Genomic DNA, 22496 nt, shown 5'->3' with positions numbered 1-22496 from the left:
TCTAGCGCCTCCCTCACTGCCCGCAAGGATTGGCCATGCAGTTTTCGTTTCGCACGCTGTCGATGTTTACCGCCGCCTTATGTCTTTTGCTGAGCCTGCTCTGGGGCCTGGCACCGCAATGGCTACTATCGTTCTGGGGAATCGAATTTTCATTCGCGGCAGAATTGGTCGCGCGCCGCACCGCCGTGCTGTTTGCGGCGTTCAGCGTGATCTCTTGTCTGGTTCGCAACGCCCCCCCTTGCGCAACCCGCAATGCACTGAGCCTCGGCTTCGTCGTCGGCTGTTGGGGATTGGCCGTGCTGGGTTTTGCCGAATGGCTCGCCGGCCATGTCGGGCCGGGCATGTTGCTGGCTGTGGGGGTTGAACTGGCGCTGGGCCTGGCGTTCTTCCAGTCCCGGCGCGTGTCGGTGGAACTCGAAACCGCAGGCTAAAGCGCTTTGCCCAGCATCGAGTGTGGCTCGACTTCTACGTGATGCTGTCTGGAACGCAGTTGGGCAATCAACTCGTTTATTTCCCGACAACCATTGAGCCCGGAGGCATCGATGCCGGTGACCAATAGATCGAGATGATCGGTTTGCCCGTCGGCATAGACCTTCACGGTCATCGACAGATCCGGTGACAAACTGCACTCGCAACGTTTGGGTAAAAAGCTGCTTTCGATGATATTGCGAAGTTCCAAGGCAGAAAGAAACATGACGACCTTCTCCTTTGTGAGACTGCCAATCAACTATCAACGCTCACTCATATGAAATCCCGGCAAGCTTCTAGGGCACCTACAGCATAAAGCATGTCCCGGATTTCGCTGTGCAGCTCATCGGCAATTTAAGGGTTTCGGCAAGTCGCCTGTAAAACCTGCCATGCAGTTTGCACACTGGGCGCCGCAGGTTTGCATTCGCTGCACACGACAGTGAAAATGCCGCCCTTCACTTCAAGCAAGGAGGCATCATGAGTTCTTTGACCGTTAACGCGAGCGCAGCGCTGTTCGCACTGGGGCTTGCCGGCGTGGCGCACGCCGCCAAACTCGAAGCAACCGCACCCTATCCTAAGGCCGAAAGCGGGTTTACCCGCCAAGTGATTCACCTCGCACCACAGACCCGGGAAGGCGACTTCCAGGTCGAGATCCTGGCCGGCAAGACGATGACTGTCGACTGCAATCACCCTCGTCTGGGCGGCATTCTCGAGGAGAAGAACCTCGAGGGTTGGGGCTACCCCTTCTATCGACTGGAAAAAGTCATTGGCCCGATGAGCACCTTGATGGCCTGCCCGGACGGCACGAGCAAACAGGATTTCGTACCGGTGGTCGGCGATGGCTTCCTGCTGCGTTACAACAGCAAACTGCCGCTCGTGCTGTACGTGCCCAAGGACATCGAAGTGCGCTATCGGATCTGGTCGGCATCGAACAAGGTCGAGAAAGCCATTCAGGAATAACCCGGCCATCCAGCGTAATGCTTGTCTTCAGTCAGAGAGAAACCCGTGGCGAGGGAGCTTGCTCCCGCTGAGCTGCGTAGCGGCCCCAAAAAATGCCGTTTTTTGTGAGTGCTACGCACTCAAGCGGGAGCAAGCTCCCTCGCCACAAAAACAGGTGTGCCTGAAGCACCGCGCCTGGAAAGGGTTTTACGAGGAGCAAAGAGCTCGAGGTTTCAGTACAACGCAGGCACTGCTGATCTTGGCCCGTAAGCTTTCACGGGTCGTATTTGCACTACTGAAAGGTCAAAGTGAATACCAACCGAAAGCAGGTTGAGGGCTTCCGCTCAACCATAGAATCTCCCACATTGACTTTGTGTCGTTCACGGATCTTTGGCCCACCGAAAATCCCTGTGGGAGCGGGCTTGCTCGCGAAGGGATCATCAGATTCGACATCTTCATTGCCTGACTCACCGCCGTCACTTGGCCAACCGCTTGAGTCCCACCACCATCGCCCCGGCCCCGATCATCATCGCCGACAGCAGCAACGGATACGAAACCCACCACGACGTCCCCGCCGTCATCATGCTGAACTCGGACATGCCACCGATGCTTGCAATCAGATTCAACGGCAGAAACACCACGTTGATCAATGTCAGCTTGCGCAGCAAGTTGTTCATGCTGTTGTTCATCAGATTGCCCCGGGCGTCGATAAGGCCCGAGAACACCGTTGAATAGATTTCCGCCTGTTTGTAGCACTGGTTGTTTTCGATGATCAGGTCATCAATCAGACCAATGGCCTCGGCGCTGAAGCCCTGCTTTTGCGCGTGGTTGCGCAGTCGGGTCAGGACGGCACCATTACTGTGAATTGCGTTGATGTAATAGATCAGGCTTTCGCTGAGGTTGAACATCTGGATCAGATGCTGGTTCTGCATCGAAGCGTTGAATTTCTGCTGCAATTCACGGGCAATCAGCTTGATGACCTTCAAGTGCCCCAGATAGTGATGAATATTGTTGAACAGCAGATCGAGCAAGACATCCAGTGGCGTGTTGAGCGCCTGGCGCTTGCCGAGCCCGCTGAGTGGCGCATCGTCAGTGGCGATCACCAGCAAACGCCCCGGAGAAAACAGCAGGCCACAGGACGACACCTGGAACCCCAGGCTGTCGGCGCCGGAGTAACTGTCCGGACGCTTCCAGATCAGGAACAGGTTGTCGGGATGGAATTCGATGCGCGACACCTCATCGGGGTCCAGCGCCGAAGCCAGCGCGTGTTCATCGAGTTTGAAATGACTGTGCAACAGGTCACGCTCGGCCGCATCGGGGTTACTGAACAGCATCACCTCGGCGTCCAGTCGTTCGACGGCGTGCAGCGTTCCACCGGTCAATTGAAAACTCTTGATCATCGACGCGTCACCAGGCCTGACCGCGACGTTTGAGCTCCAGGCGCCGGACGAACTCTTCCAGCACCAGCGTGTACAAATCGTCCTGCAAGTAGGCGTCTTCGATACCGGCGTCCAGGTTCGGGTTGTCGTTGACCTCAATCACCACCACTTTGTCGCCGGACTGCTTGAGGTCGACGCCATAGAGGCCGTCGCCGATCAGGTTGGCCGTTTTCACCGCCAGCTCCACTACCGCTCGCGGCGCTTCGTGAACCGCCAGCGTACGGCATTCACCGTTGATGTCCTGGCCCTTGGCCTTGTGGTTGTAGATCTGCCAGTGTCCCTTGGACATGAAGTATTGGCAGGCAAAGATCGGTTTACGATTGAGTACGCCGATGCGCCAGTCGTACTCGGTGTAGAAAAACTCCTGGGCCAGCAACAGCACGGAATGCTCGAAGAGTTCGGCAGTGGCTTCGAGCAGCGCTTGCTGGCTCTCGACCTTGATCACGCCCCGGGAGAAACAACCATCCGGGATCTTCAACACCAAGGGAAAGCCCAGGCGCTCACCGACCCGCTCGAAGTCTTCCGGTCGCTCCTTGTACAGAATTTCGGTAGCGGGCATGCCCAGTTGATGACTCCTGAGCAGGTCGGTCAGGTAAACCTTGTTGGTACAGCGCAAGATCGATGTCGGATCGTCCATCACCACCAGCCCTTCGCTCTCGGCCTTTTTGGCGAAACGATAGGTGTGGTTGTCGACGCTGGTGGTCTCGCGGATCAGCAGGCCGTCGTATTCGGCGATCCGCGCGTAGTCTTTGCGTTCGATCAATTCGACATCGATGCCCAGGGTCTTGCCGACACGGACGAAGTTAAGGAGCGCCCCGGCATTCGACGGCGGCAGTGCTTCTTCGGGATCGTGCAAGATCGCCAGGTCGTAACGGGCCACACGCCTCGAACGTGGCATGCGCCAGATCTTGCGGCTGAAACTGTCGAGCGAGTGGGCGAACTGGTCTTCCTGATCCTCTCGCAACTTATGCAGAGCACCGGACTTGATACCTTCTATGTGCCAGCCATTTGTTCGACGAAACTCAACTAACAGAATTGGACAGGCAAACACTTCGAATAATTGTCGTGCCAGATCCTGCAACGGCTCAATATTGGTTTTTCCGAAATACAACGTCAGGGTAAAACCTTCGGTATCGCTGTAAACATGATGACTGAGGGCTTTATCCAGGGCTTTATCCAGATCATCCAGGGCCAGGCCGTACAGGGATTTGCGGGTCAGTTCACTGATGGTCCGTACCGACGGAATCACCTTGTGCCCCCGTGCTTCGGCCAGAAGCGAACAGTAATAGCCATGCCCCAGGTATTTGTAGCTGCGGCACAGGTTGATCACCTGAACACGTTTGCCCGGCTCGCCATCGCGGGTCTGCTCAAGGTACTGCTGGGCGGTGACAATGTCTTCGCTGGGGAAATAGGACGCCCAGTCTTCCTTGCGTTCGACGATGATAATCAACTGGCTGGAAGTTCTATTTGGTTCATTCAAATAAGTTGAAAAATTGATTGCTGCCGGCAAAGTTTGCTCAGACACTTCACGCCAATGACCCTGTACCGCTGACATAGTGATTGATCCGTTGGAGAACAAGACCTTTCCTATTAAGCACGAACTTTTTCGAAAGTCTCGTTTCGTTACGCAACTTTTACGGTGGTCATATGAGTTGGATTTTTCGCTTGGCGCTGATCGAAGACTTGCCGGCGCTCCTCGAACTTGAACAGCAGTGTTTCAACACGGATCGACTCAATGGTCGCAGTTTCCGATGGATGATCACTCGCGCTCACGGACAGCTGTGGGTGACCGAACGAGACGGAAAACTCGCTGGCTATGCCTTGGTGCTGTTTCGTCACGGCACTTCGCGGGCACGTCTTTACTCGATCGCAATCGCGCCCCACAGCCGTGGCAACGGGTTGGGCAAGCAACTGCTCGAGCGCATGGAGGCATGCGCTTTCGAACACGGCTGCGACTGGCTTCGACTGGAGGTGCGCATCGATAACCCGGCAGCGATCGCCCTGTATGAACGCAGCGGTTACCGCCGCTTCGCGCTGAGTCACGGCTATTACCAGGACCACACTGATGCGCTGCGCCTGGAAAAACAGATTGCCCAACATTGAATACCCGCCCTGCAGCCGCTCGCTACGGCGGCCGCAGTACATACCAACGGTTAGCTACTTCAATCCCACCTTGTACAACCCGCCGTCTTCCTCATCGGTCAATACATACAAGTAGCCATCCGGCCCCTGTCGCACATCGCGAATGCGCTTGTTCAACTCCCCGAGCAAGCGCTCCTCGTGCACCACCTTGTCGCCGTCGAACTCCAGGCGGATCAGCTCCTGGCTGACCAGCGCGCCGATAAACACATTGTGCTGCCAGGCCTTGAAACGGTCGCCATCGTAAAACGCCATGCCGCTCAGGCCCGGGGACTTTTCCCAGACATGGTTCGGGGCAACGGCGCCTTCAACGGTATCGCCCCTGGCTTCGGGAATCGGCAGACCGGAGTAGTTGATGCCATGGGTTGCCAGCGGCCAGCCGTAATTCTTGCCACGCTCGATGATGTTGATTTCATCGCCGCCCCGAGGGCCGTGTTCGTTTTCCCAAAGCGTGCCGTTCCACGGGTTGAGCGCCGCACCTTGCGGGTTGCGGTGCCCGTAGGACCAGATCTCCGGGCGTACGTTGGCTTGGCCGACAAAGGGGTTGTCCTTGGGCACCGTCCCGTCCGGGTAGATTCGCACCACTTTGCCTTGCAGTTTGTCGAGGTCCTGGGCGGTCGGGCGGTCGTTGTTTTCCCCCAGGGTCACGAACAGATAGCCGTCGCGATCGAACACCAGCCGCGAACCAAAATGGTTGCCGACCGAGAGTTTTGGCTCCTGGCGCAGGATCACCTGGAAATCCTTGATCGCCGTCATCTCTTCGGAGAGCCGGCCGCGTCCCACCGCTGTACCGGCCCTGTCGCCCTGAGCGTCACCCTCGGCATAGGACAGATAGACCATGTGGTCCTGCTTGAAATCGGGCGACAGCGCCACATCCAGCAAACCGCCCTGCCCCTTGGCCCAGACCTTGGGCACGCCACCGAGCGGTGCCGACAGCTTGCCGTCGGCGGTCACCAGCCGCAGGTTGCCGGGCCGTTCGGTCAGCAGCATGCCTTTACGATCCGGCAAGAATGCCAGGGCCCAAGGGTGCTCCAGTCCCGTCACGACGGGGGTGACCTCCAGGGTGCCCTCCTCGCTTTTCATTGCCTGATCCGGCGCCGCAAGCACGGGGGCCGTAGCGGCGATCAATGCACTGGCACAGAAGGTGGCCAGTAAGGTTTTTCGCAACATGCAGGATCCCTTTTCCGGTGAGCATGGGTCTGTTGAAAATGCCGGGCAATACGTCATGCCGGCCCTCAACGGTTGCTGGTATCGGCGTCTCGAAGGGGAGGATTGGGAATGAATTTCGGTTGGCTGGCGGGAGCAGTCCGCGCGGGATAGCGATTACCGATGCCACCGTTGTCCAGCGTTGGCGGGTGCGTCACCGGCACGGTATTCGGCCCGCGTATTACCGGGGCACTGGGTTGAGTGCCTTGCATGCTGTTGGGATTGGCCCGGCGAACAGGACTGTTGTAAGGGTTATTGTTGGTGCTGCCCGGCAGGTTCTGGGCCAATTGCAACGCAGCAGCGGCTTCGGCCAGGGCCAGTGGGCCCAGTACGCCACTCAAGGCCAGCGCAATGGCGCCAAACACGTATCGGTTCATGAGGTGCCTCTCTACGTCGCGTGGATAAGGACTTCGATACCACGCTACGCCCGGGGTTCGGATTTGTTAACCAAAACCTCCCCGGCAAGATGTAACACGACGTTGATCCGGCCTGCTCGCGAAAGCCTGGAACGCTACCCAAAAAAATCAGAGCAGTATGAAGACCACCAGCAACCCGGCGAAGATCGACCACTTTTCGAGGTAGTAAAGCTTGCGGTTGCGTTTTTTCAGTTCCTTGCCGCGCAGGCGGATCCTGTAGATCTTGCTGAACAGTCGGTTGAGCCCGCCCGTCCTGTCTCCAACCTCGTTCGGCGCACCTGCCGCCGACATGACATTGCGGCTGAACCAGCGATTGAATGCCGCCGCCCAGCGATACTTCATCGGCCGTTCGACGTCGCAAAACAGGATGATGCGATTCTGCTGCGTGGTGTTTTCTGCGTAATGAATGTAGGTCTCATCGAACATCACCGCTTCGCCATCGCGCCAATGGTAGTTCTGGCCATCGACATTGATGTAGCAACCGGCAGCGTTGGGTGTTTCCAGCCCGAGGTGATAACGGTACGAACCGGCGTACGGGTCGCGATGGCGCACCAGTCTGGAGCCCGGTGGCAACTCGGCGAACATCGCTGCCTTGATCGAACCAATGCCTTGCACCAGTTCGGTGGTCCGTGGACAAAGTTTCATGGCCGACGGATGGTTATCGCCGTACCACTTGAGGTAGAAGCGCTTCCAGCCGGTCTTGAAAAACGAGTTGAAACCCACGTCATCGTATTGATTCGAACGCTTGATCGCCCCGGTATCGAGCAGGTTCTGGCCTTCAGCGCGGATTTCCTCCCAATGCGCCTGCAACGGACTCAGGTCGGGGAAGTCGGCCGGGTCGAGATACGGTTTGTTGGGGATTTTCGAAAACAGATAAAGAAAGCAATTGATCGGCGCCAGAAACGTCGAGTGATCGCTCAACTGGCGACCCAGCTTATGGCGCACTTGACCACGCAGATGGACATACGCAATAGAGACAACGTAGACAACGGCAATGATGAGTTTCACGGAAATCGTCACTGGTCGGAAGTAAACAAACTGCGCCCTTTACCGGCATGCCGGCCCCCGGGTCTTGTGCAGCAACTGAATACGAAACAGCGGCCCCGTAGTGCCTTCCAGTCATGCCGATGGTCGGCAGACAGCTGATGGATGGCATTTTAGCCAAAGATTGTAACCAATAGTTAACCTGTAACTGTGAAAATGTGTCCGCGAAAGCTGCCAAAGCGTTACAGAAGCCTCAACGCCCTATCGTTTAAAGAGCCAGACCAGTACAATCGCCGCCAAACTTTACGCGCCCCCAGGTTGAGAGCGGGAATCATCCCCTTTCAGCGCACGTTGACTCGGGCCAAGCGCTCCACATGCTGCTGTCCACTTAATGCCAGATGGATCTTCCACTGTTGATCGGGATGAATGTCCCGGGGTTCGAACAGTGGAACGGGTACTGAACCGGTACTGCCGCAACCCTAGCTACTCTGAATGCTTCGCAGGAAAAACCTTTGATTTCTACAGCTAACATCACGATGCAGTTCGGCGCCAAGCCGCTCTTCGAAAACGTCTCGGTCAAGTTCAACGGTGGCAACCGTTACGGTCTGATCGGCGCCAACGGTTGCGGCAAGTCGACCTTCATGAAGATTCTCGGCAACGACCTCGAGCCGTCCGGCGGCCAGGTCATGCTGGAGCCGAACGTGCGTCTGGGTAAATTGCGCCAGGACCAGTTCGCCTACGAAGAATTCACCGTGATCGACACCGTGATCATGGGTCACGAGGAGCTGTGGAAGGTCAAGGCCGAGCGCGACCGCATCTATTCGCTGCCGGAAATGAGCGAAGCAGACGGCATGGCCGTGGCCGAGCTGGAAACCGAATTCGCCGAAATGGACGGCTACACCGCCGAATCCCGCGCCGGTGAGCTGCTGCTGGGCCTGGGTATTCCACTGGAACAGCATTTCGGCCCGATGTCCGAAGTCGCTCCAGGCTGGAAACTGCGCGTATTGCTGGCTCAGGCACTGTTTTCCGATCCTGAAGTGCTGTTGCTCGACGAACCGACCAACCACCTGGACATCAACACCATTCGCTGGCTGGAATCCATTCTCACGGTGCGCAACAGCACCATGATTATCATTTCCCACGACCGTCACTTCCTCAACAGTGTCTGCACCCACATGGCCGACCTGGACTATGGTGAGCTGCGCCTGTTCCCGGGCAACTACGACGAGTACATGACCGCGGCGACCCAGTCCCGCGAGCAACTGCTGTCGGACAACGCCAAGAAGAAAGCCCAGATTGCCGAACTGCAAACGTTCGTCAGCCGCTTCTCGGCCAACGCCTCGAAAGCCAAGCAGGCCACTTCCCGCGCCAAGCAGATCGACAAGATCCAGCTGGCCGAGGTCAAGCCATCGAGCCGCGTGAGCCCGTTCATCCGCTTCGAACAGACCAAGAAGCTGCACCGCCAGGCCGTGACCATCGAGCAGATGTCCAAGGGCTTCGACGGCAAGACCCTGTTCAAGAACTTCAGCTTCACTGTCGAAGCCGGCGAGCGCGTGGCGATCATCGGCCCGAACGGTATCGGCAAGACCACCCTGCTGCGCACCTTGATGGGTGAGCTGACCCCGGACGCCGGTTCTGTGAAATGGACCGAAAGCGCGGAGCTGGGCTACTACGCCCAGGACCACGCCCATGACTTCGAAGACGATGTCAGCCTGTTCGACTGGATGGGCCAGTGGACTCAGGGCGAGCAGATCATTCGCGGCACGCTGGGTCGCATGCTGTTCTCCAACGACGAGATCCTCAAGTCGGTCAAGGTCATCTCCGGTGGTGAGCAAGGCCGCATGCTGTTCGGCAAGCTGATCCTGCAAAAGCCGAACGTACTGGTGATGGACGAACCGACCAACCACCTGGACATGGAATCCATCGAGGCGCTGAACCTGGCGCTGGAGAACTACCCGGGCACACTGATCTTCGTCAGCCACGACCGTGAGTTCGTATCGTCCCTGGCCACCCGCATCATCGAGTTGAGCCCTAACGGCGTGACCGACTTCAGCGGCACCTATGACGACTACCTGCGTAGCCAGGGTGTGGTGTTCTAAAACTACCTCGCTGCATTTGTAGGAGCGAGCTTGCTCGCGATGGACGACAACGATAACGCGTGCAACCTGCCAGAACGCGTTATCCAGACGTTTTTCGCGAGCAAGCTCGCTCCCACATTTGGAATGCATTCCCCCTGTGGGAGCGGGCTTGCTCGCGAAGAGGCCTTCAAGACCAGCAATAATTAGTTAGCCTGCTTTCTTTTGTCACTGTCCCGCGCCATGATGCAGTTCTCCCACCGCCGCCCGCGAACGAGCCCTCATGTCTGTGCAGCAAGTCGCTCCGCAAAGCTCCATGGCGATCACCCTGCAGATCGTCTCTATCGTTTTTTATACCTTCATTGCTTTCCTCTGCATTGGTTTGCCGATTGCGGTTTTGCCGGGTTATGTCCACGAGCAACTCGGGTTCAGCGCCATCGTGGCCGGGTTGACTATCGGCTCGCAGTACTTCGCCACCCTGCTCAGCCGGCCCATGGCCGGGCGGATGTCGGACAGTGTTGGCACCAAGCGCGCAATCATTTATGGCTTGTCCGGGATTGTGCTCAGTGGCGTGCTGACCTTGCTGTCGACCCTGTTGCAAGGCTTTCCCTTGCTCAGCCTGCTGATTTTGATCGCCGGGCGCCTGTTGCTGGGGATCGCCCAAGGGTTGATCGGCGTCGGCACCATCAGTTGGTGCATGGGCCAGGTGGGTGCCGAGCACACCGCGCGGTCGATCTCCTGGAACGGCATTGCGTCCTATGGCGCGATTGCCATTGGTGCACCGCTGGGTGTGCTGATGGTTCAACAACTCGGTTTCGCCAGCCTGGGCACCGCCCTTTCGCTGTTGGCCCTGGCCGCATTGTTGCTGATTCGCAACAAGCCCTCGGTACCCGTGGTGCGCGGTGAGCGATTGCCGTTCTGGGCGGTGTTCGGACGTATTGCGCCGTTTGGCGCGAGTCTGAGCCTGGCGTCCATTGGCTATGGCACCCTGACGACCTTTATTACCCTGTATTACGCCAATCGCGGCTGGACCGGCGCGGCCTACTGCCTGACCATGTTTGGCGTGTGTTTCATTCTGTCGCGACTGCTGTTCATTTCCGCCATCAGCCGTTTTGGCGGGTTCTCGTCGGCCATTGCCTGCATGTGCATCGAGACGGTTGGCCTGGTGCTGCTGTGGCTGGCACCGTCGACCGGGTACGCGCTGATTGGCGCCGGGCTGACCGGATTCGGCCTGTCCCTGGTGTACCCGGCACTGGGTGTCGAGGCCATCAAACAGGTGCCTGATTCCAGCCGGGGCGCGGGCTTGAGTGCTTACGCGGTGTTTTTCGACCTGGCACTGGCAATCGCCGGCCCGTTGATGGGCGCCGTGGCGTTGAACCTGGGTTATGCGTGGATTTTCTTCAGTGCGGCGTTGTTGTCGGTGACGGGCCTGGGGCTGACCCTGCTGCTCAAGCGTCGCGCGATGGCTTAATGTGGGAGCGGGCTAGCTCGCGAAGGCGGTGTGTCAGGCAATACATATGCCTACTGGCACACCGCCTTCGCGAGCAAGCCCGCTCCCACAGAGGGTCGAGGAAACTTACTGATCAGCCGTCTGCATCCCCGCCCGGGTCGCTCTGCCCAGGGTGCGCGAGAAGAAACTCCCAGCCTCGGAAATCAGATTGCGGTGAATGTCTTCCCGGTCGACGCCATCGGCATCGGTGCACAGCGCGGGCATGATCACGATCTGTTCGTCATTGCACGGCGCCATGAACACGAAGTGGCCTGCCCCGGCCAGTAACTTGAAGTCAGGCGCCGTCGGCAGTTTGCGCGCCAGTGCCGCGGCGTTCTTGTCGAAAGCCACCAGTTTGTCGCCATCACCGCTGTACAGCAGCACTGGCACATGCACATCGGCCAGGGTGTGGCGGCCGAACTTCAGGCTCAACGGCGCCATCAGCATCAAGGCGTGGACGCGAGGATCAGCCACCGGCTGCAGGTCGTCGCGGTCAACAATCAATTCGCCCCGGGTGTTGCAGGCATCGCGGTCATCCGGACGCTCCTGGCAGTAACGGCGCAGGCGATCCAGATCCGGGGTCGCGCCGGACAGAATCAATGCAGTCTCGCCACCGGCCGAATAACCGATGACCCCCACCTGGTCGGCATTGACGAACGGTGACAGCATACGGTCGCCCAAGGTGGCGGTGATGGCTTCGGAAATCTGGATCGGCCGGCCGTACAGGTTACTCAAAGTACCGAGGCGGCTGTGGTCCCTGGAGTTGTCACCGGGGTGAATCACCGCCACCACAACAAAGCCTTTACGCGCCAGCGACGTGGCAAGGTCGTGCAGGGCCAGCGGAGTGCCGGTGTTACCGTGGGACAGCATCAGCATCGGGAAGCGGCCAATGGCGACTTTGGTGTCCTCCCCGGCTTCGACGGTGTAACCCTCGAGTTTGCTGGTGTGCTCCCAGTCACTGGAAGGATAGAAGGCGATGGCGCGCATCGGCTGCAGGTCCAGAGGATCGAGAAAAGTCATCTCATGGAAACCGACGCTCCAGTGAGGATGCGGTGCAGGCGCGGCGTGCACTGTATTCAGGCTGCTGAGCAGACAAATCAGTAAAGTTGCACAAAGACGCATCATGGGATGCCCACCTTGTTACCGGACTTGAGACGTGAGCCCTTGACTGCATAAGTCGGGCCACAATCTGAAACGACCAGAAACAAAAAACTCCGTAGCTGGTACTTGCGCAACCAGAATACAGAGCTTTTTGGGCTTTACCTGAACGCTTGCTTACTTTTACGCAAGCCTTACGCGGCGGCGAACAATTGCTCGCTGATTTGCGCATGGGCATCGCTCATGGCTTTGTTGCGAACATCGTCACCGTAGGCCAGGCCTTCGGCGCGGACGATTTCGATGTCGGTGACGCCGATGAAACCGAACAGCAGCTTCAAATATTCTTCGTGGGCAACACCGGTGGCCTGACCGGCGTGCATGCCGCCGGAAGTCGAGACGATCACGACTTTCTTGCCACCGCACAGGCCTTCAGGGCCGGCTTCGGTGTAACGGAAGGTCTGACCGGCAACGGCGATGCGGTCGATCCATGCCTTCAGTTGAGTCGGGATGGTGAAGTTGTACATCGGTGCGGCAATCACCACGGCATCGGCGGCAAGGAATTCAGCCAGGGTCGAGGCGCTCAGTTCGGCTTCGTGCTGTTGTGCGGCGTTGCGCAGCTCAGCGGTGGTGCCGGCGGCGACCAGGGTGGTGGCGGAAAAGTGGCTGATCGCGTCGGCGGCCAGGTCACGGTAGGTCACCACGGCGGTTGGCTCGGCGGTCTGCCAGGCTTTGACGACTTCGCCGCTCAGCTGACGGGAAGCCGAGTTGTCGCCCAAAATGCTCGAATCGATATGCAGCAGTTTCATGTGGGATCTCCAGGTGAGGATCGCCCACAAGGGCGATCTGATGGGACTAATCCTACAGACGAAACCAATAGCTGATTAGACGGCAACAATGCGATAGTTCGTCTCACAGATAGAACAATCAGGCTCACATCATGCAAGACCTCAACGACCTGTACTACTTCGCCAAAGTCGTGGAAGCCGATGGTTTCGCGGCGGCCGGGCGCTTGCTGGGCATCCCCAAGTCTCGTCTGTCACGCCGCATCGCCGAACTGGAAGAACGCCTTGGCGCACGATTGCTGCAACGCACCACCCGACAGCTGAAGCTGACCGCCGTGGGTGAGCGCTTCCTCAGGCACTGCCAGGCGATGCTGTTGGAGGCGGAAATGGCCGACGAGGCCGTGGCCAGCATGTCCAGCGAGCCCCGTGGGCGATTACGGGTGTCGTGCCCGGTTGGGCTGGCCCACGAAATGTTGCCGGATGTGATCAGCGACTTTCTCGAACGGTTTCCGCAAGTCCAGCTGGAGGTCATGCTGCTCAACCGGCGGGTCGACCTGGTGAACGAAGGCATTGACGTGGCCCTGCGCGTGCGGGAACTGGGTGACGAAGACCCGCTGCTGGTCACCCGCCGTCTGCGTCAGGCGCAGATGCTGATGGTCGCCAGTCCCGGTTTCCTCGTTGGCCGTGAGATCAACCATCCCGAGGATCTGAAAAGCCTGCCGGTACTCGGCGCCCTGGAAGCCGACCGCATGGTGCACATCCGCATGCTGGATCAAAAAGGCAAAAGCTGTGAACTCGCGCTTGAGGCCCGGCTGGGCATTGATGACTTTATCGTGCGCAAGGCCAGCACCCTCTCCGGTCTGGGCTTCACGATGCTGCCCATGATGTATTGCGAGCAGGAACTGGAAAACGGCTCACTGGTGCAGCTGTTGCCCGAGTGGTCGTTGCCCGGTGGCTGGTTGCAAGCGGTCTATCCTCATCGACGGGGGGTGATGCCGGCGGTACGCGCCTGGATTGACCATTTGGTCGAATCATTCAATGCCTGCGGGGAACGATTGTTATGAAAGCCGGACGGATGAGCGAAGAGGATGTCGCAAAATTTTGCCTCGCCCTGCCCGGAGCGCGGGAAGACTATAAATGGGGAGGCGTGCGGGTGTTTTCGATTGCCGGGAACAAGATGTTTGCCTTGCAGGGCCTGCGGGGTGATTCCCTGGCCTTCAAGGTAGACAAGGATTTGTTTCTCGGTCACTGCGACCGACCGGGGATTCACCCAGCGCCTTATCTGGCGCGCGCCCAGTGGATCATCATGGAAACGCCCTACCCGCTCGGTGGCGAAGAACTACAGGGATTGCTGCAGCGTTCCCACCAATTGGTGGTGAGCAAGCTGCCAAAGCGCACGCAAGCAGGCCTGTTGCTATAGGGCCTTATTTATTAGAACAAGGCGAACAGGTGTGCGCCGAGGAACAGGTGATCGATCCAGAACACCTGGTGCAGAAGCACGATGACCCAGAACACCAACTGGAACGAGACTTTGCGGGTTTTGTGCCGAAACACTTGCTGGGCCAGCAACGCGCCGGGCCAGCCACCGGCGAACTCCAGCGCATGCAGGACATTCTCCGGAGTCCGCCATTGCTCGGCGCGCGCCTTGCGCTTGTCGCTCCAGTACAGAAAAAACGTCACGACGCTGACGATGCCGTAGGCCGCCAGGGGAATCAGCGACTCCCCGTGCAGCCATGTCGACACCGAACCCGACAGCGGCAACGCGCACAGGATGGCAAACACCAGCCACTTCAGCCGCGAATGGCGGATCTGTCCCCCGGACTGGCGCCCGGGGTTGTTGCGCGAGCGCGAATCACTCACGGCTTGGCCGCGCTCCAGTCGACCCAGCCGAATTGCCAGGTCGCCAGGATGATCAGACCGAACACAATGCGATACCAGGCAAACGCCGCATAGCTGTGGTTGGCGATGAACTTGAGCAGCCCACGGACCGCAATCATCGCGAAGACGAATGCCGTGACGAAGCCGATCGCGAACACCGGGAAATCCGCCGGGACAAACAGGTGACGGTATTTATAGCCCGAGTACACCGCCGCGCCGACCATGGTTGGCATGGCCAGGAAGAACGAGAACTCGGTAGCGGTCTTGCGCGACAGGCCGAACAGTAAGCCGCCGATGATCGTCGAGCCCGAACGCGAAGTGCCCGGAATCATGGCCAGGCATTGGGCGAAGCCGACTTTCAGGGCATCTTTCCAGGTGATGTCATCCACCGTTTCGGCGTGTACCTCATGCTGACGGCGCTCGGCCCACAACATGATGAACCCGCCCACGACCAGCGCCGTTGCCACGGTGATCGGATTGAACAGGTACTTGTGGATCAGGTCGGCGAAGATGACGCCCAACACCACGGCCGGCAAGAACGCGATCAACAGGTTCGCGGTAAACCGCCTAGCGCCCGGCTGGGTCGGCAGACCGATGACCACGTCGAAGATCTTGCGTCGAAACTCCCACACCACCGCCAGGATTGCCCCCAACTGAATAATGATGTTGAACGCCATCGCCCGCTCGCCCCCGAAGCCGAGCAAGTCGGCCACGATGATCTGGTGGCCGGTACTGGAAATGGGCAGGAACTCGGTCAGCCCTTCTACAACCCCAAGAATCAATGCCTGAAAGGCGGTCCAAAGATCCATCAATCCCCCAAAAGGCTATGCGCATCGGCATGCCCCGTTAGTATTTTTCAAAAGCGTTCATCGCGATCAGCGTCGCTGAAGCCCCGCGCATCAAGGATTACCACAGAACCGTAAAAATCCTGTGAAAAAACAACCCTGATTCGGAGTTTCCCGCGCGGGGCCGAAATCCTATCAGACAAGTCCGATTGGCGCTGCCACGTTATCGGGGCGCGCGGCCCTGGCACGGGATTCCTGACGCCAATCCGGTTACAATCCGCCCCCCTCTTCGACTTCCCCAAGGAACCTCCATGTCCGGGCTTGAACTGTTTGCCGCCGCCCTCGGTGTCATTGCCGTCTGGCTGACGGTCAAACAGAATGCCTGGTGCTGGCCGATCGGCCTGGTCATGGTGCTGCTTTATAGCTGGATCTTTTTTGAGGTGAAGCTGTATTCGGACATGCTGCTGCAAGTCGTCTATGCCGCCTTGCAGCTTTATGGCTGGTGGCAGTGGACGCGGTTTGGCGAAACCACCCATGGCCGCGAAGTCAGTCGGCTCGATACCCGCTCTGTGGCGTTGAGCCTTGCCATTGGCGCACTCGGCAGTCTGCTGCTGGGGGCGGCCATGGCCCACTGGACCGACGCTGCGCAACCCTGGCTCGATGCGGCGTTGACTGGATTCAGCCTGGTGGCGCAAGTCTGGATGGCGCAAAAACGTGTCCAGTGCTGGCCGTTGTGGATCGCCCTGGATGTGATTTTCGTCGGGCTGTTCGTCTATAAGGGCTTGTACCTGACCGCCACCCTGTACGGGTTGTTCACCGTTATCGCCGTGCAGGGCTGGCGCGAATGGCGCGCCGATCCGGCATTGCGCGCATGAAAGTACTGGTACTTACAGGTCCCGAATCCAGCGGTAAAAGCTGGCTGGCGGCCGAGTTGCAACAGCGTTTCGGCGGGATTCTGGTCGAGGAGTATGTGCGCTTCTTCATTGAGCAGAATCCGCGGGACACCACGTTGGCCGACATTTCGCAGATCGCTCGCGGTCAATTGGCATGGGAAGACCAGGCGCGGGCGCAACAACCGTCTTTGCTGATCCTCGACACGCACCTGCTGAGCAATATTCTCTGGAGCCAAACCCTGTTTGGCGATTGCCCCACCTGGATTGAACAAGCGCTACTGGCCCGGCATTACGACTTGCACCTGTTGCTGTCGCCGGAACACGTCGACTGGACTGACGACGGCCAGCGTTGCCAGCCCCGTTTGAGTGAGCGCCAGGCATTTTTCGACCAGACCCTCGCCTGGCTCGAGCGCCACGCACAACCGGTTCAGGTACTGCACGGAGATTGGGCAGAACGCCGACTCCTGGCACTGAACGCCGTGACCCGATTGCTCGGCGCCTGACCGGCGTTTGGGGCAATATCCCCATCATCCCCCCCTGCTTTGGGGGAAAAGTGTCCGATCCTGAAACACCCTCCCTGCCTGAAACTGCCCATTTCAACGCCCTTCATCGTTTAGTCGCCGGACTTGTTAAGGCATTGATACAACAACGCTATAACCCTTGTTCTAGAGCGGTGCGTCGGTATTTCCGGGCTCCCGGCGCATGGTTTCGTCTCACCGTTGGAACATCCTCGACAAAGGGTCCCCGGGCAAATTCCGCAAGTCATTGAATCAACGCGATATTCAAGAAACGGCACAGCTTTCGCTCTATCCCTTACACAGCTGACCAGTGCCAGCCCACAAATGAAGGAATGACCGTCGTGGGGATACTGAATAAAAAGGGCTTGACGTGCCTCCTGCTGATCGCGAGCGCTGGCGGCACTGTTATCAGTTTCAACATACAAGCCGAAGGCAACGGTGTCATCGTGCTTGATCGAACCATTCACGCAACTCCCATCGGTCGCAGCGGCGGTAGAGATCCGGCCCCGATCACCATCAATGCCAACCCGTCGACCCGCGTCACCAGCGAACTCAGCGACACCGACATTGCCGGGGTAACCACCGGAACGGCCCTTCGCAACAGCAACGGGCAAAGTCTGGGTGGCATGCAAGGCTTCAATGTCGTCACCAACCCCAACGGTTTGCCTGGGATGTCCGTCGGCCACGGTGGCGGCAGTGGCGGCGCCATTTCCGGAACCATCAACCGCGCCATGAGCAGCGGCCTAGGCTCACTGGGAAGAATGGCGGGAGGTCAATGAGATGAGTCGTTCCCTCCTTTTACTTGCCCTGCTCGGCTGTACCAGCGTGATGGCCGATTCGGGCGTCAGTTCGGTGAACTCCGCCACCCTCCAGGATTCCGGGACAAATTACCGAGGCAACTTCAACGTCAACCAGGCGGCTGGAGATCAACAGCAGCAGGCCAACGCCCGCGCGATTGCCATTGGTACCGAAGCCGGTGCGACCACCAGCGTCAGGCAGAGAATCACCACGCCCGCCAATCCGTCGATGGATGCGACGGCCAATATCGACGGCACCTCCTTCAGTAATGGCAACGGCGTGCTGGGCGTCAACCAGGGCGCCGGGGCGAACAACCAGATGGCCAACGCCATGCGCATCAGCATCAGCGCTGTACCGCAAGCCATTGACGATAGTGCCCTTTCTCAACAGAACGTGGCGTTGTTACCGAACTCGGGAGCAACTGGCACCCCAAACGGCAGTCGCCAGGTCGTGACAAGCGACCAGGCCTTCACCGGCAGCCGGGGAGTGATCCAGGTAAACCAGAGTGCCGGGGTGGGGAACCGAATGGCTAACACCCTGAGCATCCGGGTCGCTGACTGACCCTTATGGAGTGCAATTAGGGAAGTACCAACACTTGAACAACTAATGAGCACGGAGAAACACCATGAACCCGACAACTGCTCTCAAACCACTGGCTTTCGCCCTGGCAGCAGTGATGGCATTCGCAGCCCAGGCTGATCCCGTGCAGGGCAATGGACAGGGCAGCAACCAACAGCCTAATGGCCCGTCGCTGGATCAGATTCTGCAGATTACCGCAGGCGCCGGGGCCGCCGTGCTGGACTCGCAGGAAAGCAGTGACAGCAGGGTAGTGAACCGGGGCACCAAAAACGACGCTAAAATCGATAACTCCCTGAACAACTCCAACGGCAACATGGGCGCCAACATTGCAGCCGGTAACGGCAACCAACAAGACAACGCCGCCGCCCTTGCCACGGCTGACGAAAGCTTCATCTTCGGCACCGCGGTCGCCGCCTCCAGCGCGACTCAGAAGAACACCGGCAACACCGCCAGGAACCACTCCAACACCAACAACACAACGCTCAATAACGCTGGCAACAGCGGTTCCGGCAACATCGGCATCAACGTGACCACCGGCGACTTCAACCAACAGAAAAACAACCTGGCGATTGCCGTTTCGGGTGGCCGTGTAGCAGTTGCCGCGGCGGCGGCTAACCAAAGCACGTCCGGGCTGAACGTCACCAACAACGCCAGGACTGATTTCGTACCCGTGGGTGTACTCGGTCTGTCCGGCATAACCACTCAACAAGTGATGACGCCAGAAAGCTGGAAACCTCCTGTAACCAACAATGCTTCGATCACGGGCTCGATGAACAACTTCTCCGGCAACGGCGGAGCCAACGTATCGTCCGGCGTCGGCAACCAGCAAAGCAACTCGCTGTCCATCGCCGCAGGCTGCAAGTCCTGTCTGTAATCGCGATTGCAATGAAAGCCCCGGCGACGGGGCTTTTCCACAGTCCCAAGGCGTATCGATCATGCGTAAGACTGTCCTTTTCGCCCTGCTCTGCCTGTCTGGCCTGACCCAGGCTGCACAGATGCCGGTTGCCGCCCTGCCGGGTGGCGTGCTGGTGTACAAGCATGTACAGAGTTTGCGTGAGCGCAAGTTCAGCGACATCGTCGAACAGAAAACCGATTTCAGCTGCGGCGCCGCCGCGCTGGCAACGATACTGCGCCAGGCCTATTGGCTCGACGTCGATGAGGAGCACATTATCAAAGGCATGCTGGTCTACGCCGACCAGGACCTTGTTCGTACCCAGGGTTTTTCCATGCTGGACATGAAGCGCTACATAGAAAGCATCGGCATGCGCGCCCGGGGCTACAAGATCCCACCGGAAAGACTCGATGCAGTGACGATTCCAGTGGTGGTACTGATGGAAATCCGTGGCTACAAGCACTTCGTGGTGATGCAGCGGGCGGACAAGAACTGGGTCTACATCGGCGACCCGGTACTCGGTCACAAACGCTACTCCCATGATGACTTTGTCAAAGGCTGGAATGGCATTATCTTCGCTATTGTCGGTACGGGTTATGACAAAACCAATGCGTTACGCAGTCCACCGCAACCGCTGACAGCCAAGAACAAGCTGGATAATTTCAACCCGGTCAAAGATGCTGAATTGATGGATTTTGGTTTCATACAGAGCGACTTCTTTTAATCGCCAATAAGATGATAGGGGGCAGGATGCTCCGGGAGCAGCAAATGAAAACCTCGTATTGGGTGGTCGCTGCCTGTCTGGCAGCGACCACTTCAGGTTTTGCTGATGAGTTCAGACCCATCGAAATCAAGGACCAGGAACTGGCCGAGTTGCGTGGCCGGTATGTGATGCCGGGGCGGATCATCAGCTTCGGTGTTGTCATGAGCAGTACCTGGCGCAACGCCAGTGATGATCTGATCGGGGCATCCACCTCGATGCAACTTCAAGCCGCAACGGTCAAGCCCGAGTTCTATGTTTCAACCATCAAACAATCCGGTAAAGGCAGTTCGCACAACGAGGGTACCGGTAACGTGACGGGTGGCGCCGGACTGAACACCTCCCGGGGCATCACCCAGGTCACACGGGCCGCAGGCGATGGCAACAGCTCAAACAACAACATCGCCATCAACGTCAAAGAGGCCAGCACGGCCCCTGCACTGGTGCCGAGCCAGGGCCAGGCGCTGACAGCCGGTCAAACCATTACCGGCAGCAATGCCGCAGGCAGTGTCGCGGTTTCCGCCACCAGCGGCGGTGTTCAGATGGCCATTACCGCCAACAACAACCAGGGCTCAAGCCTGCAACAAGTCGCCCACGGCGGGTTGCTGCAAAACACCCGGTTGCTGGGCAGCAGCAATGTGGTCAACAACATGACTCAACTCAACGTAGTGCTCAACAATAATGGCCCGAGTGCCAGTGTATTGGACTGCAATCTGAACCAACTCGCTGCATTACGGACCCAGGGGTATTGAACTACGCTAAGTCTCGAGCATTGGGCACAAATGGACGGCTTATTTCATGTATCGATCAGTATCACTGCGTGCAGTTGCATGCTTGAGTGCTCTACTCCCCGCGGCGATGTTGCAGGCAGCACCTGACCCGGAAATGGAGGCTCTCAAACAAGAACTTCTGGAGTTGAAACAACGATACGAAGTACAGCAAAAAGCCCTGGCGGTTCTCGAACAACGGATCCGCCAGGTCGAAGACCAGCCCGCTTCGCCCCCTCCCAAACGCCTGGCCAAGTCGCCAGCGGATCTCAAGGGCAATCAAAATGTCGCCACTGGCACCGGTGCCGCAGCGGCTTCAGGGGGCGCCGCCGGGGGCAGTGGCAGCTCTTATGGGCAATCGCTGGCCGATGATTCACAACCGGCGCAAAGTGTTTCAAACCTGTATGACGAGGCCAGCGGATTCTTCGGCGGCGGAAAGTTCAGCTTCGAAACCGGGATAACCTACTCCCGATACGATACCCGCCAACTGATCCTCAACGGTTTTCTCGCCCTGGACTCGATCTTTCTGGGTGCCATCAACCTGGACCGGATCAAGGCCGACACCTGGACGCTGGACCTCACCGGCCGCTACAACTTCAACAATCGCTGGCAGTTCGACTTGAACGTGCCGGTGGTCTACCGTCAGTCCACGTACCAGTCCGGTGGCGGCAATAACGGTTCGGCAAACGTCACGACCGAAGACACCGTCAAAGAAGACCCGACCATTGGTGACGTCAACTTCGGTATCGCCTACAAGTTCCTCGACGAGTCGGTCAACACCCCGGATGCCGTGGTGACCTTGCGCGTCAAGGCGCCGACCGGCAAAGATCCGTTCGGCATCAAGCTGATTCGTGTGGACGATAACTCCAACCTGGCCGTGCCTGAGTCCTTGCCTACCGGTAACGGCGTCTGGTCGATTACACCCGGGATCTCGCTGGTCAAGACGTTCGATCCGGCAGTGCTGTTCGGCAGCCTGTCCTACACGCACAACCTGGAAGAGTCTTTCGACGACATCAGCTCCAACCCGGCAGTCAAGACACCTGGGAAAGTACGCATTGGCGACAGCTTCCAGATTGGCGCCGGTATTGCGTTCGCCTTGAACGAAAAGATGAGTATGTCGTTCTCGGTCTCTGACCTGGTGCAACGCAAAAGCCAGCTCAAGGAAGATGGCGGGGATTGGCAATCGGTGGTTTCCAGCGATGCCAACGCCGGTTACTTCAACATCGGCATGACCATTGCTGCCACCAACAACCTGACCATCGTACCGAACCTGTCCATCGGCATGACGGACGATGCCCCGGACTTCCAGTTCAGCCTGAAATTCCCTTACTACTTCTGACCCGAACAAAACAGGTTCTTCACGCAACTCCGGCGAATTGCAGGAGCAGCCGGTCGACGCTCGATTGCTGGCGATGGACTCAAGCGCGCCGCGTTCATCCAGTTCACACGCGTTATCGTTAACGACCATCGCTGGCAAGCCAGCGCCTACAAGGGAGCGTGCCCACGCTGAATCTGTAGGAGCCAGCTTGCTGGCGATGGACTCAAGTACGCCGCGTTCATCCAGTTCACACGCGTAATCGTTAACGACCAT

General features: G+C 58.4%; 24 protein-coding genes and 2 pseudogenes. 16 read left to right on the top strand and 10 right to left on the bottom strand.

Going from position 1 to position 22496, the window contains the following annotated elements; genetic code table 11:
* The first annotated feature begins 35 nt into the window (after nucleotides 1–35).
* Nucleotides 36–431: a hypothetical protein gene (locus AC07XF_RS10480; RefSeq protein WP_495026411.1), complete on the top strand. Its 396-nt coding sequence runs from the start codon at nucleotides 36–38 to the stop codon at nucleotides 429–431.
* Here AC07XF_RS10480 and AC07XF_RS10475 read toward each other — a convergent pair.
* Nucleotides 428–694 (bottom strand): DUF1652 domain-containing protein, encoded by a 267-nt coding sequence (locus AC07XF_RS10475; protein WP_495026410.1) that lies wholly within the window; start codon nucleotides 692–694, stop codon nucleotides 428–430. The genes AC07XF_RS10480 and AC07XF_RS10475 overlap by 4 nt on opposite strands.
* A gap of 251 nt (nucleotides 695–945) precedes the next feature.
* On the opposite strand from AC07XF_RS10475, the gene eco reads away from it, so the two are divergent.
* A complete protein-coding gene (eco, locus tag AC07XF_RS10470) occupies nucleotides 946–1428 on the top strand; it encodes a serine protease inhibitor ecotin (protein WP_204928727.1) in 483 nt (160 codons plus the stop codon).
* Nucleotides 1429–1600: 172 nt separating this feature from the next.
* Nucleotides 1601–1741 (top strand): annotated as a pseudogene (locus tag AC07XF_RS10465) (IS110 family transposase); the annotation flags it as partial.
* Between the two features lie 142 nt (nucleotides 1742–1883).
* On the opposite strand, the gene AC07XF_RS10460 reads toward AC07XF_RS10465, so the two are convergent.
* Both AC07XF_RS10460 and AC07XF_RS10455 read right to left on the bottom strand, forming a co-directional pair.
* Nucleotides 1884–2807 carry a magnesium transporter CorA family protein gene (locus tag AC07XF_RS10460; RefSeq protein ID WP_495026409.1) on the bottom strand — a complete coding sequence of 308 codons (924 nt, stop codon included), beginning with the start codon at nucleotides 2805–2807 and terminating at the stop codon, nucleotides 1884–1886.
* 7 nt (nucleotides 2808–2814) lie between these two features.
* Complete coding sequence (locus AC07XF_RS10455) at nucleotides 2815–4401, bottom strand: RimK family ATP-grasp domain-containing protein (RefSeq protein WP_495026408.1); 1587 nt, start codon at nucleotides 4399–4401, stop codon at nucleotides 2815–2817.
* Between the two features lie 92 nt (nucleotides 4402–4493).
* On the opposite strand from AC07XF_RS10455, the pseudogene rimI reads away from it, so the two are divergent.
* Nucleotides 4494–4946 (top strand): annotated as a pseudogene (gene rimI, locus AC07XF_RS10450) (ribosomal protein S18-alanine N-acetyltransferase); the annotation flags it as partial.
* Between the two features lie 57 nt (nucleotides 4947–5003).
* On the opposite strand, the gene AC07XF_RS10445 reads toward rimI, so the two are convergent.
* The 3 genes from AC07XF_RS10445 to lpxO form a co-directional block, all read right to left on the bottom strand.
* On the bottom strand, nucleotides 5004–6155 hold the full coding sequence (locus AC07XF_RS10445) for a PQQ-dependent sugar dehydrogenase (protein ID WP_495026407.1): 1152 nt from the start codon (nucleotides 6153–6155) through the stop codon (nucleotides 5004–5006).
* Nucleotides 6156–6220: 65 nt separating this feature from the next.
* Nucleotides 6221–6568, bottom strand: coding sequence for a hypothetical protein (locus tag AC07XF_RS10440; protein ID WP_495026406.1), 348 nt, complete (start codon nucleotides 6566–6568; stop codon nucleotides 6221–6223).
* 147 nt (nucleotides 6569–6715) lie between these two features.
* Nucleotides 6716–7615 carry a lipid A hydroxylase LpxO gene (lpxO, locus tag AC07XF_RS10435; RefSeq protein WP_495026405.1) on the bottom strand — a complete coding sequence of 300 codons (900 nt, stop codon included), beginning with the start codon at nucleotides 7613–7615 and terminating at the stop codon, nucleotides 6716–6718.
* Between the two features lie 488 nt (nucleotides 7616–8103).
* On the opposite strand from lpxO, the gene AC07XF_RS10430 reads away from it, so the two are divergent.
* Both AC07XF_RS10430 and AC07XF_RS10425 read left to right on the top strand, forming a co-directional pair.
* On the top strand, nucleotides 8104–9690 hold the full coding sequence (locus AC07XF_RS10430) for an ABC-F family ATPase (RefSeq protein WP_108228295.1): 1587 nt from the start codon (nucleotides 8104–8106) through the stop codon (nucleotides 9688–9690).
* Between the two features lie 259 nt (nucleotides 9691–9949).
* Nucleotides 9950–11137 carry an MFS transporter gene (locus AC07XF_RS10425; RefSeq protein WP_495026404.1) on the top strand — a complete coding sequence of 396 codons (1188 nt, stop codon included), beginning with the start codon at nucleotides 9950–9952 and terminating at the stop codon, nucleotides 11135–11137.
* A gap of 105 nt (nucleotides 11138–11242) precedes the next feature.
* Here the strand turns inward: AC07XF_RS10425 and AC07XF_RS10420 are convergent, their stop codons facing one another.
* Nucleotides 11243–12280, bottom strand: a complete 1038-nt coding sequence (locus AC07XF_RS10420; RefSeq protein ID WP_495026403.1) for an alpha/beta hydrolase family protein — start codon at nucleotides 12278–12280, stop codon at nucleotides 11243–11245.
* 167 nt (nucleotides 12281–12447) lie between these two features.
* On the bottom strand, nucleotides 12448–13059 hold the full coding sequence (locus AC07XF_RS10415; RefSeq protein ID WP_495026402.1) for an FMN-dependent NADH-azoreductase: 612 nt from the start codon (nucleotides 13057–13059) through the stop codon (nucleotides 12448–12450).
* 131 nt (nucleotides 13060–13190) lie between these two features.
* On the opposite strand from AC07XF_RS10415, the gene AC07XF_RS10410 reads away from it, so the two are divergent.
* Complete coding sequence (locus AC07XF_RS10410; protein WP_495026401.1) at nucleotides 13191–14099, top strand: LysR substrate-binding domain-containing protein; 909 nt, start codon at nucleotides 13191–13193, stop codon at nucleotides 14097–14099.
* Nucleotides 14096–14455, top strand: a complete 360-nt coding sequence (locus AC07XF_RS10405) for an MmcQ/YjbR family DNA-binding protein (protein ID WP_495026400.1) — start codon at nucleotides 14096–14098, stop codon at nucleotides 14453–14455. The genes AC07XF_RS10410 and AC07XF_RS10405 overlap by 4 nt, the downstream gene beginning before the upstream one ends.
* A gap of 11 nt (nucleotides 14456–14466) precedes the next feature.
* Here the strand turns inward: AC07XF_RS10405 and AC07XF_RS10400 are convergent, their stop codons facing one another.
* A complete protein-coding gene (locus tag AC07XF_RS10400) occupies nucleotides 14467–14895 on the bottom strand; it encodes a DUF1294 domain-containing protein (RefSeq protein ID WP_495026399.1) in 429 nt (142 codons plus the stop codon).
* Nucleotides 14892–15722, bottom strand: a complete 831-nt coding sequence (locus AC07XF_RS10395) for an undecaprenyl-diphosphate phosphatase (RefSeq protein WP_046042069.1) — start codon at nucleotides 15720–15722, stop codon at nucleotides 14892–14894. The genes AC07XF_RS10400 and AC07XF_RS10395 overlap by 4 nt, the downstream gene beginning before the upstream one ends.
* A 287-nt stretch (nucleotides 15723–16009) precedes the next feature.
* Here AC07XF_RS10395 and pnuC point away from each other — a divergent pair, with 287 nt between their 5' ends.
* The 8 genes from pnuC (at nucleotide 16010) to fapF (ending at nucleotide 22244) form a co-directional block, all read left to right on the top strand.
* The gene (gene pnuC, locus AC07XF_RS10390) at nucleotides 16010–16573 is read left to right on the top strand and encodes a nicotinamide riboside transporter PnuC (RefSeq protein WP_495026398.1); all 564 of its coding nucleotides are present in this window, start codon (nucleotides 16010–16012) and stop codon (nucleotides 16571–16573) included.
* Nucleotides 16570–17094 (top strand): AAA family ATPase, encoded by a 525-nt coding sequence (locus AC07XF_RS10385; protein ID WP_495026397.1) that lies wholly within the window; start codon nucleotides 16570–16572, stop codon nucleotides 17092–17094. The genes pnuC and AC07XF_RS10385 overlap by 4 nt, the downstream gene beginning before the upstream one ends.
* Nucleotides 17095–17450: 356 nt before the next feature.
* Nucleotides 17451–17888 (top strand): functional amyloid chaperone FapA, encoded by a 438-nt coding sequence (gene fapA / locus AC07XF_RS10380; RefSeq protein WP_495026396.1) that lies wholly within the window; start codon nucleotides 17451–17453, stop codon nucleotides 17886–17888.
* Nucleotide 17889: 1 nt separating this feature from the next.
* Nucleotides 17890–18468 carry a fibril amyloid subunit FapB gene (gene fapB / locus AC07XF_RS10375; protein WP_495026395.1) on the top strand — a complete coding sequence of 193 codons (579 nt, stop codon included), beginning with the start codon at nucleotides 17890–17892 and terminating at the stop codon, nucleotides 18466–18468.
* 64 nt (nucleotides 18469–18532) lie between these two features.
* Nucleotides 18533–19360, top strand: a complete 828-nt coding sequence (fapC, locus tag AC07XF_RS10370; RefSeq protein ID WP_495026394.1) for an amyloid-like fimbrin subunit FapC — start codon at nucleotides 18533–18535, stop codon at nucleotides 19358–19360.
* A gap of 61 nt (nucleotides 19361–19421) precedes the next feature.
* A complete protein-coding gene (gene fapD / locus AC07XF_RS10365) occupies nucleotides 19422–20102 on the top strand; it encodes a fibril amyloid maturation endopeptidase FapD (RefSeq protein WP_495026393.1) in 681 nt (226 codons plus the stop codon).
* A gap of 26 nt (nucleotides 20103–20128) precedes the next feature.
* The gene (gene fapE, locus AC07XF_RS10360) at nucleotides 20129–20890 is read left to right on the top strand and encodes a fibril amyloid subunit FapE (RefSeq protein ID WP_495026392.1); all 762 of its coding nucleotides are present in this window, start codon (nucleotides 20129–20131) and stop codon (nucleotides 20888–20890) included.
* Nucleotides 20891–20936: 46 nt separating this feature from the next.
* A complete protein-coding gene (gene fapF / locus AC07XF_RS10355) occupies nucleotides 20937–22244 on the top strand; it encodes a fibril amyloid transporter FapF (protein ID WP_495026391.1) in 1308 nt (435 codons plus the stop codon).
* Nucleotides 22245–22496 lie beyond the last annotated feature (252 nt).

This window comes from Pseudomonas sp. GW821-FHT01C01 (assembly GCF_059422645.1).
Note: the sequence above shows the minus strand (reverse complement) of the source record. Positions and strands in the feature narration are given on the sequence as shown.